The following is a 15,803-nucleotide window of genomic DNA, read 5'->3' on the forward strand; positions in this document are numbered from 1 at the left end:
TCAGTTCGGATAGGGGCGGTGAAGCGCGATGTCGCGATTGAGCTCGACGCCGAAGCCTGGCATGTCGAGTTCGCTCACTCGGATGCGGCCATTCACTGGCACGGGCTCGCCGAGTAGCTGGGGCGCGAACATGGGGACCACTTCGGTCGGACCCGGGTGCATCATCAGGAACTCGGCAAAAGGCGAGTTGTGGCGGGTGATGACGAAGTGGTAGCTGTACACCGAAGAACCGTGGGGGATCATCAGCACGCCGCGGCTGTCGGCATAATTGGCGATCTTGAGCAGCTCGGTGACGCCGCCGCACCAGCCCACGTCAGGCTGGATGATGTCACAGCACTCCATGTCCATCAGCATTCGGAAACCCCAGCGCGTCGCCTCATGCTCACCCGTCGTCACGAGCAGGCCCGGCGGCGCGTTCTTCTTGAGCTGCGCGTAGCCCCAATAGTCGTCGGGGCTGAGCGCCTCCTCGATCCACTTGAGGCCGCATTCGTCCCATGCGCGATGGGCGAGCCGGGTCGCATAATCGATGTCGAGACTCATCCAGCAGTCGTACATGAGCCAGAAGTCGTCTCCGCACTTCGCCCGCATGTCGGCGAGCAGGGCGATATTCTTCTCCAGCCCTTCGAGGCCCTCCGCCGGTCCGTGATGGAGCGGGAGCTTGCCGCCGATGAAGCCAAGCTCCTTGGCCACGTCGGGGCGCGCGCCGGTAGCGTAGAACTGCAATTCGTCGCGCACGGCGCCGCCAAGCATGTGGTAAACGGGCTCGCCGCGTAGTTTGCCAAGCAAGTCCCACAAGGCCAGGTCAACGCCGGAGATGGCGTTCACGACCAGACCCTTTCGCCCGTAAAACTGGGTCGAAAAGTACATCTGGTCCCAGATTTTTTCATATTCGGCCGGGCTTCGTCCGACCAGAAAGCGACTGAGATGCCGTTCGACGATGAACGCCGCCGGCTCGCCGCCGGTGGTGACCGCAAAACCGATGGTCCCGTCGTCAGCCTCGAGTTCGACGACCAGGGTGCCAAGGACGTTGATCCCAAAGCTCTGCCGGGAGGCGCGATATTCGGGGTACCGGGCCATCGGGGTGGCGATGTGGTCGTCGATCCAGTGCCCTTCGCCCTGGTCGTGATAATCGGCGCCACCGCCGCGCACGGTGAACGCCCGGACATGCTTGATCTTCGGCAGCCCCATGGCGAATTGCGTCCCGAAACCGTGGCCGCACCGAGGATCGATGCGCGTGCTATGGCTTGTATAATATGACTTTTGAAGTCAACGGTCGATGTTGCTGGCAAGGCCAGTTAGCTGTGGGGGGACAGGGCCACCGGTAGCCCAGTCGAGCAGTTCGACGGTGTGAACCACCGGGGTCGTGCTTCGCGCCCCAATCTGCATCGCACAGCCAATATTCCCCGTGGCGATGACGTCCGCGTCGAGTCTTCCCAGATTGGCCGCCTTGCGGTTGCCAAGCTCGGAAGCGATGTCTGGCTGAAGGATGTTGTAGGTGCCGGCAGAACCGCAGCACAGGTGCGCGTCGATCGGTGTGCGGACGACAAATCCCGCGGCGGCCAGCAGGCGCTTCGGTGTGTCCTTGATCTGCTGCCCGTGCTGGAGTGAGCAGGCAGGATGGTAGGCGACGGTCAGGCCCCGGCCATCGCCGAGAGGCAGTTCGGCATCCATCAGGACTTCGCTGATGTCGCGCGCAAGGCTCGAGACCCGCGCCGCCTTTTCCGCATAGGCGGGATCGCTGCGCAGCATGAAGCCGTAGTTCTTGATCGCCGTACCGCACCCGGAAGCGGTCACGACGATCGCCTGCAGGCCGCCCTCGTCTAGCAGCCGGGTCCAGGCATCCACGTTGCGGCGAGCATGGTCGAGCGCAGCTTCCTCCCGGCCCATGTGGTGCACCAACGCGCCGCAGCAGCCCTCGTCCTTGGCGAAAAGCACGTCGTATCCCGCGCGATTGAGAAGCCGCACTGCGGCGGCCTGAAATTCAGGTCGGAGCACCGGCTCGGCACAGCCTTGGAGCAGGGCGATGCGGCCCTTCGCGCCCGGCACCTTCGTGGATATCGCTCTTGCGCGGGGTGGCAACGTGCGGGGAGCGAGCGCAAGCATGGCGGCGAGCGGTTTCAGCGTGTTAAACTTGGCGAACAGTCCCGCGAACGGGCGCCCGAACCGCGCAAAGCTCAGTGCGGCGCGCATCCGGCCGCGATGGGGAAGAACCCAAGCGAGCATGCTGCGAAGCGCGCGCTCGTGCCATGGGCGCTGGTACTTGTCCTCGATGTAGGCCCGCGCATGGTCGACAAGGTGCATGTAGTTCACGCCAGACGGGCAGGTCGTCATGCAAGACAGGCAGGACAGGCAGCGGTCGATGTGCTTGACCGTCTCCGCGCTTGGAACTCGCTCGTTCTCGAGCATGTCCTTCATCAGGTAGATTCGGCCCCGAGGGCCGTCGAGTTCGTCGCCGAGCAGCACGTAGGTCGGGCAGGTGGCGGTGCAGAAACCGCAGTGGACGCACTTGCGGATGACGCTTTCGGACGAAGCGATGGCCGGGTCATCGCGCTGCGCGTCGGAGAAATTCGTTTGCATGACTAAAAGCGGCCTGTCTCGAAAACGCCGGACGGATCGAAAGCGCGGCGCACGCGCTCTTCCAGCCGCACGATCCCGCCGGGCTGCGGATGGAGAGCTGGCGTGCCGGCGCGCATCTCCCCATCGGCACGGACCAGCATGGCATGTCCGCCCACTTCTTCCGCCACGGCGCGGATGACGCTCGGCGCGGCGTCGCTCGCCAGCCAGACCAGGGCGCCGCCCCAGTCGCACAGCCACTGGCCGGCCAGCCGCTCGATCAGTGCGGGCGCCTTCGAAGCGGGTACGGCAAGCCGCCACAACGGCAGGTCGCGGGGCAACGGATCCGCTGTCGCAATGCCCGCCCAGGGGTCCGGTTCGTCTTCGCGCTCCTCAAGGCCGGTGATGAGCGTGCCGAGCAGCTTGGCGCGGGCCTCCACCGAGGGAGCGAAACCATCGAGCCGAAGGAGGGTAAGCGGTCCCCCAAGGCCCTCCGGCAGGTGCGCGGCTGCCGAGACTTCGGCGGGGGAGCCGAGCGCCCTGCTCATCGCGGCGACGGCGCTCGCCGTGTCGAGACCGCGCACGACGAGGGTCCGCCGGACCTCGGGCGCGGGAAGTACCTTGAGCGTCACTTCGGTCAGTGCGGCGATCCGCCCCCAGCTGCCGGCGAGGAGCTTGGGAAGGTCAAATCCGGTGACGTTCTTAACGACCTTGGCGCCCGCCACGAAGCGCTCACCACGCCCCGAGACGGCGGTGAAGCCGAGCAGATGGTCGCGCACCGCGCCGCGGCTCAAGCGCGAGGGACCGGAAACGCCCGCGGCGATGACTCCACCGATCGTGGCCTGCGCCTGAGTCCCCAGTATCGGGCCATGATCGAAGGGATCAAAAGCGAGCATTTGCCTTTGCCCAGCGACGAGCGCCAGCACATCGGCCAACGGTGTGCCGGCACCGACCGTCAGCACAAGCTCGGGCGGATCATAGTCGATCACACCAGCAAAGGCGGTCATGTCCACTGTCACCGCATCCGGGGTCGGTGCACCGATCGGATCTTTGCTGCCCCCGCCCCGAAGGCGGAGTTTGCTGCCGCTCTCGCCCGCATCGCGGATCACGCCGCAGAGAGCATCCACGCTGTCGGGACGGACCAGGCCGGCCATGGTCAGAAGCGCGGCAGGTCGGGGAAGGGGACCGCTCCGCCATGCACATGCATCCGCCCAAGCTCAGCGCAACGGTGCAGGAGCGGGAACATCTTGCCTGCATTGAGCAGCAGGCCCGGATCGAAGGCCGACTTCAGGCGCTCCTGATAGGCAAGGTCGGTTTCGCTGAACATCGCCGGCATGAGATCGCGTTTCTCGACCCCCACGCCATGTTCGCCCGTGAGTACGCCGCCGACTTCGACGCACAGCCGCAGGATATCGGCCCCAAAGGCCTCAGCCCGCTCGAGCTGCCCCGGCTCATTTGCGTCGTAAAGGATGAGCGGATGAAGGTTGCCGTCCCCGGCATGAAAGACATTGATGACGCCCAGGTCGTACTGCGCGGAGAACGCGCGCATCCGGGTGAGCACGTCAGGCAGGCGGCGGCGCGGAATGGTCCCGTCCATGCAGAGATAGTCGGGAGAAATCCGGCCGGCGGCAGGAAAGGCCGCCTTGCGTCCCGCCCAGAAGGCAACCCGTTCCTGCTCGTCGACCGACGCGCGCACCGACACCGCGCCATTGGCGCGTGCAATGCTTTCCACCTCCTCGAGCAGGTGGCTGCACTCCGTCGCCGGACCGTCGAGCTCGACGATCAGCAGCGCGTCGACGTCCAGCGGGTAGCCGACCTGGACGAACGCCTCGGCGGCATGGACCGCGGGCTTGTCCATCATCTCCATGCCTGCCGGGATGATGCCGGCCGCAATGACGTCGGCGACGCATTGTCCAGCGCCCTCCACCGTCGCAAAACCGATCAGGAGCGCCCGTGCAGTTTCTGGCCGCGGAAGGATGCGAACGGTAACTTCGGTGACGACCCCGAGCAGTCCCTCCGACCCGACGATGACCCCGAGCAGATCCAGCCCCGCCGGTTCGAGCGTACGGCCACCGAGGCGGACGATGTCGCCCTCGATCGTGACCAGTTCGACGCCCAGCACGTTGTTGGTGGTCAGGCCATATTTCAGGCAATGCACGCCGCCGCTATTCTCCGCCACATTGCCACCGATGGTGCAGGCGATCTGGCTGGATGGGTCGGGGGCATAGTAGAAGCCGGCATCCTCGACCGCGCGGGTGATGCCGAGATTGGTAACGCCCGGCTGCACCACTGCGACGCGATCCGCATAGTCGATATCGAGGATGCGATTGAAGCGCGCCATTGCCAGAAGAACACAATCGGCCAGTGGCAGTGCGCCTCCAGACAGCGACGTGCCCGCACCCCGCGGCACGACCTTCACGTGATTGGCGTGGCACCAGCGCAGCACGGCGGCGACCTGCTCGACGGTATCGGGCAGCACCACGACCAGCGGTATTTGGCGGTAAGCGGTGAGGGCGTCGCACTCGTACGGACGGAGACTGTCGACATGATCGATCACGCCTTCGCCGGGAACGATCGCGCGCATCGCAGCGACGATTTCGGCGCGGCGTTCGAGAACCGCCGCATCCGGTTCGGGCATGCACATACTCATCGCGGGTCTACTGCAGGTTCACGAACATGCCGCCATCGACGAGCAGCGCTGCACCCGTGACATAGGCGGCCATGTCCGATGCAAGGAAGACGATCGGACCGGCAAGGTCTTCGGGTTGACCCAGGCGACCGAGCGGGGTGCGTTCCTCCATGTAGCGTCGCTTCTCCGCATCCGCGAGGTCGTCCTTGTTGATCTCGGTCAGTATGGTGCCCGGCAGGACCGAGTTGCAGCGGATGCCGTGCTTTCCGAGCGCGATGGCGGCAGATTGCATGAGCGAATGCACGCCCGCCTTGGTCGGCGTGTAGTGCGTCTGAAACTCGCCCCCCACCAGCGCCGAGATGGATGAAACGGCAACGATCGCGCCGCCGCTACCCTGTTTGACCATCTGGTTGGCCGCCGCCTGAACCATGAAATAGGCGCCATGCAGGTTGACGCGGAAGGTCCGCTCGACCGTCTCCACCGGCATGTCGAGGAAAGAATGGAACGGGCAGATGCCGGCGTTCGAAACCATGACGTCGACGCGGCCGAAAGCCTCGACCGCCCGCGATACGAAGTCCGATGCGGTCTCCGGCAAGGCGACGTCGCCCTTCACGGCCAGTCCGCGCTGTCCCAGGGCCTCGATCTCGGCGATGCAGGAATGCGCCTTATCGTCGCTCGACACGTAGTTGATGGCGACATCCGCTCCGTGCCGGGCAGCGCCGATCGCAGCTGCCCGTCCGATCCCGGTCGATCCACCGGTGATGAGGACGGTCTTGCCTTGGAGCAGCTTCATCTTGGTGTCTCCGCAAGGATGGTGCGATCGATGGCGTCGATGCGGTTCACGCCCGTCAGGGTCATGGCCACGTGCATCTCGCGCCGGATGAGGTCGAGCAGCTTGGCGACGCCCGCTTCGCCCTGAGCCGCAAGCGCGTAGAGCCAGGCGCGGCCGAGCAGGACCCCATGCGCACCCAGCGCAAGCATCCGCACGACATCGAGGCCGCTGCGAATCCCGCCGTCGGCCAGAATGGTCAGCTGGTCGCCGACCGTCTCGGCGATCGCCGGCAGTGCCCTTGCGCTGGAGAGAACGCCGTCGAGCTGGCGGCCGCCATGGTTCGACACGACGATGCCGTCCGCGCCGATTGCCGCGGCCTCGCGCGCATCGTCAGGATCGAGGATGCCCTTGAGGACGAGCGGACCGTCCCACTCGGCCCGGATCCACTCGAGATCGCGCCACTGGATGGTAGGGTCGAAGTTGGTGCCGAGCCAGCCCATGTAATCGTTCAGGCCGCTCTTGTTGCCGAGGACGGGCTTGAGATTGCCGAGAGTGTGGGGCCGGCCGTGGAGGCCGACGTCCCATGACCAGGCGGGCTTGCCGAGGGCCTGCATGATCCGTCGAACGGAAGCTCCGGGCCCCGACATTCCGGAGTGTGCATCGCGATACCTGGCGCCTGGCACGGGCATGTCTACGGTGAACACGAGCACCTTGGCGCCCGCTACTTTGGCGCGCCGGATCAGGTCCTGCATGAACGCGCGGTCGCGGATCACGTAGAGCTGAAACCAGAATGGGTCCGCCGCCCGCGCGACATCCTCGAGGTCGCAGATCGACACGGTCGAGAGGCACATCGGGATATCTGCCGCGCGTGCTGCCCGGGCAGCCTGGAGTTCGCCGCGACGCGCATACATCCCGCTGATGCCGACCGGACCGAGCGCGACCGGAAGCGCGATTTCCCGCCCGAAAAGCGATGTGCTGAGGTCGATCGTGGCGACGTCGCGCAGCACGCGCTGGCGCAGGGCGATTGCCGACAGGTCCTCGACGTTCTGCCGCATCGTCGCTTCGGCATAGGAACCGCCGTCCGCATAATCGAACAGGAAGCGCGGAAGGCGTTTGCGCGCAGCCTCACGGAAGTCGGCGGCCGAGGAGATGATCATGCGAAGCCTGGCCGTTCCCGATCGTCGCCTTGCATCAGTAGGAGGTGAACAGCGCCTGCCGCGCAAGGTTCATCGCGGCCACGGCGTCATGGCGATCCTGCGCGGCCTGCATCGCGTCGAAGTCGAGTTTGTCGAGCGCACGCTCCACCGCCTTGAGGAAGCCGATGGCGGAGTTGGCGGTTTCAACCGAGTCTTCACGGAACGGGAATTGGTCGAGCTGCCACACGCCTTCCCACTTGTTCTTGCGCAAGGTGTAGAAGAACTCGAACAGCTCGATCGGGTGGACCGAGCCGGCGATGAGGTCGTCGTCCCAGCTCCGGAAATTATCGTTCACGTCCATGCCGAACAGGCGGCCGTGATCGATCGCGAGCTGGGCGGCGTCTGCCGGGCTCTCGCCACCATACAGTGAGTGGCCGAAATCGAGCAGGATGCCGACGTTGGGCACGTTCATCTTCTCGATTCCGAGCAGGGTGCGCGCAACGCTGTCGTAGCTCATGTGCACGCGCGGTTCACGCGGCTTATACTCGATCACGAACTTGAGGTCGGGGTTCTGCAAGGCCAGTTCGGCAATGCCCTCGACGCTATGTTGCCACAGCTTCTTGTGGTCGACCTGGAAGGGGTAGTCCCAGCCATCCTGGCCGGGCCACAATTTGACATAGCTGGCGTTGAAATGGCGCACCATGTTCGCGGCGTCGTTGACCATTTCATTGGCAAGCCGGCGGATGCCCGGATCGGGGTTGGTGAAGGCACCCTTGGCGAATTGGCGGGTGTAGATTTCTGGCGTGATGCCGATCACCTCAAGCCCGTTGCGATCGAGCGCTTCGCCGATCTTCTCGAGCGATGTCTCTCCGCCGGGAAAAGGGTAATTGATGTCGACCACCGACAGGTCTTCGACCTGGCCCGCGAGGTCGATCATCTCGATCAGCGAGCGCGGCGCGCCATATCCATCGGTTGCGTAGCGATCGACGTAGGTAGCGAAATGCCAGATGCCGGCGCCGTAGCGTTGCTTGCCCACTTCCCAGTCCTCGCCTTCGAGTTTCGAATAGTTTCGTTTGCAGCGCCTACGCGATTACCACTTCAACGCCAATAGCTTCGATGGCGGCGCGATCCTCGTCGCGGATGCCCTCGTCGGTGACTAGCACGTGGACGAGTTCCAGATTGCCGAGCGAGGTGAAAGAGCGGGCACCTATCTTGCTCGAATCCGCGACCAGGATGACCTTTTGCGCGGCATCGATCATCGCCCGCTTGACCGGAATGTCCGACAGGGCGGGGTAGGTAAGGCCCGCTTCGAGGTCGAGTGCAGCGGTCGCGAGAAACAGTTTTTGTGCGAACAAACCCTTGAAGTAATCGGCGGAACGCTCGCCGGACAGCGAAAGGGTGGGGGCCTTGAAATGACCGCCCGTCATGTGAACCTCGAACCCCGGTTCCGCCCCCAGCATCAGCGCGATATTGAGCGCATTCGTGATCACCGTCATGTCGCGTTTGCCAAGCAGGTTCGCAGCCAGTTCCGTGGTGGTCGAGCCCGAATCCAGAATTATTGTTTCGCCGTCGCCGGTTAACTTGGCTGCGGCGCGGCCGATTCGCTGCTTGGCTTCCATATTCTCGAGGTGTTGCAGCGCCATCGAGCGGACTTGCTGCGTCACGGACTTGAGGAAGGCGCCCCCATGCTCACGCACGATATGGCCGTCAGCCTCGAGCTTCTCGAGGTCCTGGCGCATGGTCACTTCGGAAACGCCGAAGGCTTCGGCCAGCACCCGGACCCGGGCACTGCCTTCCTCCTGCAGCCAGTCGAGAATCTTGCTGCGCCGCGCTTCGCCGAGCAACCGGGCCTGCTTGCGCACCCGTCCCTGTGTCGTGGGCTGCATTTCCCCGGTTTTGGCCAAGGAATTTGAAGCTCGCACGTGCATTTGCTCCCGCAGTCTCCCGGCTCGCACGAGGCGGGTGTGGTATTGGTAGATGTTGTTTTCCGTCGCTGTCAATTTGCGCAAGATCGTCGTCTCGAAACAAAGATAATCGCAAGTTTTTGCCTTGTCTTCCTTTCGGCTGCTGTTATCAATCACGTTGGGAGAGAGGCCTCAATGGCAACGGAAGGCATGTTACTGGCTGCCGATGCGCAGCGCATGACGGTCGCCGAGCGCGCGCTGCGTGTTCGGGAGCGTGCCAATTGGATGCGCCGGCGCCTCCTGCGCATGATTGTGGATGCCGGGCAGGGCCATCCCGGCGGCGATCTTTCCGCCGCCGACATCATTGCGTCCCTCTATTTCGATGTTCTTCGGATTGATCCCGCTTCGCCCACCGCGCCTGATCGCGATCGCTTCGTCATGTCCAAGGGGCATTGCACTGGCGCGCTATACACGGCCCTCGCCGGCGCCGGCTTCTTCCCCGAAGCCGAACTCGACACCTACCTCAAGCCGCAGTCGCGACTGAACGGTCATCCTAACCGGATGTACCTGCCAGGCGTGGAGACCAACACCGGCCCGCTCGGTCACGGTTTTCCTGTTGCGGTGGGGATTGCTGTCGCCGGCCAGATAGACCGGGCAGACTTCCGTGTCTTCGCCCTGACCGGCGACGGCGAACTGCAGGAAGGGAGCATGTGGGAGGCCGCCATGTTCGCGGGTCACCGCAAGCTCGGCAACCTCACTGTCATCGTCGACCGCAACGGCCTGCAGCAGGGTGCGACGACCGAGGACACGAACGCGCTCGAACCGCTCGGCGACAAGTGGCGTGCGTTCGGGTGGGAAGTGGACGAGTGCGACGGCCATGACCATGCCGCGCTGCTCGCTGCACTCGATCTGGCGTCCCAGGCGCGCAGCAAGCCTCGCGTGATCATCGCTCGCACAATCAAGGGGCACGGCATCAGCTACATGCACGACAAGGCAGCCTGGCATCATGGCGTGCCCAATGCCGATCAATATCGCCAGGCTCTGGAAGAGCTGGACCTGGACGTGCGCCAATGAACGCTTCCGCGCCCGCCAAGCTGTTCGACTGCCGCGATGCCTATGTGCTCGCGGTGGAAGAACTCGCCGCGACCGACGACCGCATCGTGGCGGTCGTGAACGATTCCGTCGGCTCATCGAAGCTCGGCAAATTCCGCGACCGTTTTCCGGAGCGGCTGATCAACGTCGGCATCGCCGAACAGAATATGGTGAGCGTCGGCGCCGGGCTGGCCAACGGCGGCAAGATCCCGTTTGTCAGCGGCGCGGCCTGCTTCCTTACGGCCCGGGCGATGGAACAGATCAAGGTCGACTGCGCCTACAGTCAGGCCAATGTGAAGCTGTGCGGCATTTCAAGCGGCGTTGCCTATGGTGAGCTCGGCGCAACCCATCACAGCATCGAAGATATCGCCTGGCTGCGGGCGATCGATCAGCTGACCGTTATCGTTCCCTCCGATCCGTGGGAAACGGCTGAAGCGATCAAGGCCGCCGCAGCGCACGATGGCCCGGTTTTCGTGCGGATCAGTCGCATGCCCGTGCCCGAATTGCCGCGCTCCGGAGCCGCATTCCAGATCGGCAAGGCCGAGATTTTGCGTGACGGTGTTGACGTCGCAATCATCGCGAATGGAACGCTCGTCCATCGTGCCCTGCAAGCGGCGGACAGACTTGCCGGCATGGGCATCCAGGCGCGTGTGATCAACATGTCGACGGTCTCGCCGCTCGACGAAGAAGCGGTCGCGGCGGCCGCTGCGACCGGCGCCATCGTCACTGCCGAAGAAGGTCTCGCACGCGGCGGGCTAGGCGGAGCGGTCGCAGAATATTGCGCGGCCCATTCGCCGGTGCGCATCCGTTCGCTCGGTTTTCCCGGCTTCCTGCCGACCGGCTCGGCAAGCTGGCTGATGGAGCGGTTCGGCCTGACGTCCGACGGCATCGTTGAGGCCGCGTCTTCCCTGCTCGGCAAGGTGGCCCGTCCATGACGGACCGCGTCATCCTCGCGATCGACCAGGGCACGACCAATACCAAGGGTCTGCTTGTCCGCGATGATGGCAGCGTGTTGCTGATGCGGTCGCGCGCCATGCGGGTCGACCATCCGCGGCCGGGCTGGGCCGAACAGTCGGCCTTGGAAATCTGGGAAGCGGTGGCCGGGCTGATCGGCGAGCTGGTGGCCGCTGCGCCCCACGCACAAGTGCAAGCCCTTGCGATCTCCAACCAGCGTGAAACGGTGGTGTTGTGGGAGAAGGAAAGCGGCAGGCCTGTCGGACCGGCCGTGATCTGGCAATGCCAGCGTTCCGCCGAACGCTGCGCTTCGCTGCGGGCAGGCGGGCACGAATCCGCCGTCGTCGAGCGCAGCGGACTTGCTCTCGATCCCCTGTTTCCAGCGGCCAAGATCGCCTGGTTGCTCGACAGCATTCCCAACGGGCGGGAGCGCGCGGCCGCGGGTGAATTGCGATGCGGCACGATCGACAGCTGGCTATTGTGGAACCTGACCGGTGGAACCGTCCACGCGACCGATCACGGCAACGCGTCGCGCACGCAGCTTTTCAACCTGGCGACGCTCGAGTGGGATCCGGAACTGGCGCGGTTGTTCGATGTGCCGCTGTCCATTTTGCCCGAAATCCGCTCGTCCGACAGCCTGTTCGGAACGGTGGCCGCCGGCGTCACGGCGCTGCCCGACGGTACTCCCGTCCACGCCATGGTCGGTGACAGCCACGCAGCGCTATTCGCGCACGACATCGGAGCCCCGGGCCGGACGAAGGTTACCATTGGCACGGGCAGTTCGCTCATGACCGCGACGCACCAGCGGGTGCATTCGTCACACGGCCTGTCGAGCACCATCGCCTGGAGTCGCGACGGCCAGGCGCAACATGCGCTCGAGGGCAATATTTCGGTGTCGGGCCACGCCGCAGCATTCGCCACCGGCCTGCTGGGCCTGCGTGACGAGGCGGAATTGACCAGCCTTGCTGTCTCGGTGACCGATAGCGGAGGCGTGATCTTCGTGCCGGCGCTGGTCGGCCTTGGCGCGCCGCACTGGTGCGGCGAAGCGCGCGGATCGATCTTCGGCATGACCCTCGCGACCAAGCCGGCCCATATCGCCCGCGCCACGCTTGAAGCGATCGCGCTACAGATCACGGACGTGGTCGCCGCGCTCGAGGCCGACCTTGAAAACGAGCTGCCTGAACTGTCCGTCGACGGCGGGGCTGCGGCTAACGCTCTACTGATGCAGATGCTTGCCGACTTCAGTGGCCGCAGCATCGTTCGCCCGGCGATCCAGGAAGCCAGTGCCCTGGGCGCCGCCCGCATGGCGCTTGAAGCGCTTGGCGTGACGAATTCCACTTTCCAGCCCGCGGAAGCAACGCGCTTCACTCCGGTCATGCGGCCAGAACGGCGGCGCCAAGTGGTGCAGCGCTGGCGAGCCGCAGTCAGCAACACTGTCGCGGCAGCAATGAGCAACCAAGGTCTTTCCGGGGCCGCTGACCAGCGGTCCTGTCCGGCAAGCGCCACTGCATAAGTCTAGAAGAGGAGTTGGGGGAGAGATGACGATGTGCACTCAAGAAACCGATCGCAACCTGCGGCGACTGTCGCACGGCCTGCTGCTTGCCGGAGCGAGTATCCTGAGTTTGTCGGGTGCGCCCGCGATGGCGCAGAGCGCGCCTGCCCCGGCGCCCGTGCCAGTACCGGTGACGACAACGCCGCCGGAGAGCGAAACGCCTGCCACCAACAACGACATCGTCGTCACCGGCAGCCGCATCCGCAACCCCACGCTGACGTCGCCGTCGCCGCTTCAGGCAATCACCGCCGAAGCGATCCAGAACAGTGGCGCCACCAACGTGCAGGAGGTGCTCTCCGAAATTCCAGCGGTCGGCATCCCGGGCAACACGCGCGTCACCAACGCTGCGGACACGAGCCCCGGTCTCGCCACAGTGAATCTTCGCAACCTTGGTGACACCCGCACCCTGGTGCTCATCGACGGTCGCCGCACTGTTGCCGGTGTGCCCGGCACGGCGCAGGTCGACCTGACGATGATCCCGAGCTCGTTCGTGGAGCGGGTGGACGTTCTGACGGGCGGCGCTTCGGCGGTCTACGGTTCGGACGCGCTCGCCGGCGTGGTCAACTTCATCTACAAGAAGAAATTCTCCGGCCTCCTTGCGAACGCTCAGGCTGGCCAGTCCGAGGTTGGCGACGACAAGCGCTACTCGCTCGACGCCACCTTCGGTCAGAACTTCATGGACAATCGCGGCAACGTGATGGTCTTTGCCGGCTACAACCACGAAGGCGCCGTCAACAACATCAACCGGGCGCGGACCGCGCGGGGCTTCAGCAGCATCGGCAATCTGCTGCGCACCAATGGCAACAACGACCAGAACCTGACGGCCGCGCAGCGACTGTTCGATCCTTATTACTCGCCGTCGAACGTCGGTCCGGGCGGTACGTTCACCTTCGGCGGTCGGGGTAGCCAGCTGATCCTGTCGGATGGCTCGATCGTCACCTACCCGTCGATCACCGCCGCGACCTTCCTCAATCCGACTGCCCAGTCCAGCATCGACACCCTCGCTGCCGTGCAGAAGTACGGGTACAATGCGAATGCCGTCGGTCAGCAGGCATCGCCGTCCGATCAGCTGACGGTTGCGACGCGCCTGAACTTCGACGTGACACCGGCCCTCAATCTGTTCGCGGAATCGACCTTCTCGAACTACAAGACCGTCGGCAAGCGCGAGGCCTCGCCAATGCGCACGGACAGCGCGCTTGGCGCCTTCACTGGATCGAATGGTTTCTACCCGATCCAGTTCCAAGTCTTCAACAACAGCACGCAGGCATTCCAGACGGTCAACAACCCGTTCGTCCCGGCGGCCGTGCTGGCCGCCGCGACAGATAGCTTCACCGGCAACGATGTTCCGGGCCTCGCGTCCAAGGACATCAGCTTCCTTGTTCGCACGGTGACCTTCGGCAACGGCACCCGCAGCACGCCGACGGAGCGCGACAACTTCCGTGTCGCGTTCGGTGGGACCTACAAGATCGGCGGCGACTGGACCGCCGACGCCTCCTACCAATATGGCTACAGCAAGCAGCGCCAGGGGATGACCGGGCTGGCCGACCTCAACCGGCTTGCGCAAGCGGTTCAGGTAATCCCGGACATCAACGACGTCGATAATGACGGCAACCGGACGGAGGCGATCTGCTTCGATCCGACCGCCCGGGCGCAGGGCTGCGTCCCGATCAACGTGTATGGCAATGCCGACGGGCAGACCCGGATCACCACGGAAGCCGCTAACTGGCTGTCCACCGAACTCAGCCGCTATTCGAAGCAGGCCATGCAGAGCGCCGCGCTCAACGTGGGTGGCACGCTCTTTAACTTGCCGGCTGGCCCGGCGCAGATCTCGGTCGGCGCCGAGTGGCGCAAGGAGACCAGCCTCGACGACTTCGATCCGCTGACCAACGCGGCGCGTAACGGCTACGTCCAGCTGCTGGACACAAGGGGCAAGTTCTCCGTCAAGGAAGCCTATGGCGAAGTCATTCTTCCCCTGATCCACAACACGCCGTTCATCGAAAATCTGACGCTCCGCGGCGCGGCGCGAATTTCAGACTATTCGACCGTCGGCAGCTTCCCGGCCTGGAACATCGGGGCCGAATGGTCGCCCATCTCGGATATCCGTTTCCGCGCCGTCTACGCGCATGCCGTTCGCGCTCCGAACATCAACGAGCTCTATGCTGCCAACGCGGCCGGCATCACGACGATCAACGATCCGTGCCAGGGCGTGACGTTGACCGACGCCAGCCCGACCGCGGTGAACTGCCGTCTGAACCCGAGCATCGTCGCCAACATCAATCAGAATGGGCGAGTGGTTCTGACGTCGTCCGACCAGGCTGGCGTGGGCACCATTACGGGTGGCAACCGGAACCTCAACGAGGAGACGGGCAAGACGCTTACCCTTGGTGTCGTGGTCAACCCGCGTTCGATCGACTTCCTTCGCAACTTCACCTTCACGGCGGATTATTTCGACGTGAAGATCGAGGACGCGATCAATCGCCCGTCGGCCGCCGTCATCCTCAACAAGTGCTACGTGACCGGCCTTCCGAACTTCTGCTCGCTGATCACCCGTCGCACGGCACCCTCGGGCGCCTTCAGCATCGGCTCCGTCGAGCAGGTCGCCATCGGCCTCGTGAACAGCGGCGGCCTGTTCGCCCGCGGTCTCGATTTCACGGCGAGCTACAACCATGCGCTGGTCGGCGGGACGGCTACGGTGTCGGGAAGCTGGACCCATCTCCTAAAGCAGGGGGTGATCACCTTCACCGGCGATCCGTACGACAATCAGATGGGCGAGATCGGCCGGCCGAAGGATTCGGCGAACGTCAACCTCAACTGGGAAAACCGGCAGTTCGGGTTCACGATCGAGAACGAATATGTCGGCAAGCAGATGTTCGATTACGAGAACTACCAGACTGGTTTCAAGCTCGCGAACGGTTCGCTTCCGGACAGGAAGTACTTCACCATCGACTCGAAGATCTACACCAATGCCCAGGTCCGCTTCACGGGTCTTGAGCACTTCGAGCTGTTTGCTGGCGTCAAGAACATGTTCGATGTCGAAGCGCCGTTCCTGTGGTCCGGTACTCCGAACGGATCGCCCAACGCGATCTGGGACATCATCGGCCGTCGCTATTACGCTGGCGTCCGCGCCAAGTTCTAAGCTTCGTGACGGAAGAAAGGGGAGGCTGCTCACGTGGCCTCCCCTTTCTTCTTCTTTCAGACGGCGCCGCTCGCT

General features: G+C 64.3%; 12 protein-coding genes. 4 read left to right on the forward strand and 8 right to left on the reverse strand.

Going from position 1 to position 15,803, the window contains the following annotated elements; translation table 11 throughout:
* From rhmD to ABD729_RS09380, 8 genes are all read right to left on the reverse strand, one after another.
* Nucleotides 1-1,188 carry an L-rhamnonate dehydratase gene (gene rhmD, locus ABD729_RS09345; RefSeq protein WP_344709973.1) on the reverse strand — a complete coding sequence of 396 codons (1,188 nt, stop codon included), beginning with the start codon at nt 1,186-1,188 and terminating at the stop codon, nt 1-3.
* A gap of 78 nt (nt 1,189-1,266) precedes the next feature.
* Nucleotides 1,267-2,577 carry a glycolate oxidase subunit GlcF gene (gene glcF, locus ABD729_RS09350; RefSeq protein ID WP_344709974.1) on the reverse strand — a complete coding sequence of 437 codons (1,311 nt, stop codon included), beginning with the start codon at nt 2,575-2,577 and terminating at the stop codon, nt 1,267-1,269.
* A gap of 2 nt (nt 2,578-2,579) precedes the next feature.
* A complete protein-coding gene (gene glcE, locus ABD729_RS09355) occupies nt 2,580-3,707 on the reverse strand; it encodes a glycolate oxidase subunit GlcE (protein ID WP_344709975.1) in 1,128 nt (375 codons plus the stop codon).
* Nucleotides 3,708-3,709: 2 nt separating this feature from the next.
* On the reverse strand, nt 3,710-5,191 hold the full coding sequence (locus tag ABD729_RS09360) for an FAD-linked oxidase C-terminal domain-containing protein (protein WP_344709976.1): 1,482 nt from the start codon (nt 5,189-5,191) through the stop codon (nt 3,710-3,712).
* A 19-nt stretch (nt 5,192-5,210) separates the two neighbouring features.
* On the reverse strand, nt 5,211-5,975 hold the full coding sequence (lra1, locus tag ABD729_RS09365; protein WP_344709977.1) for an L-rhamnose 1-dehydrogenase Lra1: 765 nt from the start codon (nt 5,973-5,975) through the stop codon (nt 5,211-5,213).
* Entirely contained in the window at nt 5,972-7,111 is a 1,140-nt protein-coding gene (gene lldD / locus ABD729_RS09370) for an FMN-dependent L-lactate dehydrogenase LldD (RefSeq protein ID WP_344709978.1), read from the reverse strand. The genes lra1 and lldD overlap by 4 nt, the downstream gene beginning before the upstream one ends.
* A gap of 34 nt (nt 7,112-7,145) precedes the next feature.
* Nucleotides 7,146-8,126 (reverse strand): sugar phosphate isomerase/epimerase family protein, encoded by a 981-nt coding sequence (locus ABD729_RS09375; RefSeq protein ID WP_344709979.1) that lies wholly within the window; start codon nt 8,124-8,126, stop codon nt 7,146-7,148.
* 46 nt (nt 8,127-8,172) lie between these two features.
* A complete protein-coding gene (locus tag ABD729_RS09380) occupies nt 8,173-9,171 on the reverse strand; it encodes a DeoR/GlpR family DNA-binding transcription regulator (RefSeq protein WP_344709980.1) in 999 nt (332 codons plus the stop codon).
* An 18-nt stretch (nt 9,172-9,189) separates the two neighbouring features.
* Between ABD729_RS09380 and ABD729_RS09385 the strand changes: the two genes are divergently transcribed.
* From ABD729_RS09385 to ABD729_RS09400, 4 genes are read left to right on the forward strand one after another with little or no spacing between them, the layout of a single operon-like run.
* Complete coding sequence (locus ABD729_RS09385) at nt 9,190-10,068, forward strand: transketolase (RefSeq protein ID WP_344709981.1); 879 nt, start codon at nt 9,190-9,192, stop codon at nt 10,066-10,068.
* Nucleotides 10,065-11,021: a transketolase family protein gene (locus ABD729_RS09390; RefSeq protein WP_344709982.1), complete on the forward strand. Its 957-nt coding sequence runs from the start codon at nt 10,065-10,067 to the stop codon at nt 11,019-11,021. The genes ABD729_RS09385 and ABD729_RS09390 overlap by 4 nt, the downstream gene beginning before the upstream one ends.
* Nucleotides 11,018-12,553 carry an FGGY family carbohydrate kinase gene (locus tag ABD729_RS09395; RefSeq protein ID WP_344709983.1) on the forward strand — a complete coding sequence of 512 codons (1,536 nt, stop codon included), beginning with the start codon at nt 11,018-11,020 and terminating at the stop codon, nt 12,551-12,553. The genes ABD729_RS09390 and ABD729_RS09395 overlap by 4 nt, the downstream gene beginning before the upstream one ends.
* 31 nt (nt 12,554-12,584) lie before the next feature.
* A complete protein-coding gene (locus ABD729_RS09400) occupies nt 12,585-15,728 on the forward strand; it encodes a TonB-dependent receptor domain-containing protein (protein ID WP_344709984.1) in 3,144 nt (1,047 codons plus the stop codon).
* The last annotated feature ends 75 nt before the right edge of the window (nt 15,729-15,803 follow it).

The organism is Sphingomonas humi, assembly GCF_039536725.1.
Lineage (GTDB): Bacteria > Pseudomonadota > Alphaproteobacteria > Sphingomonadales > Sphingomonadaceae > Sphingomicrobium > Sphingomicrobium humi.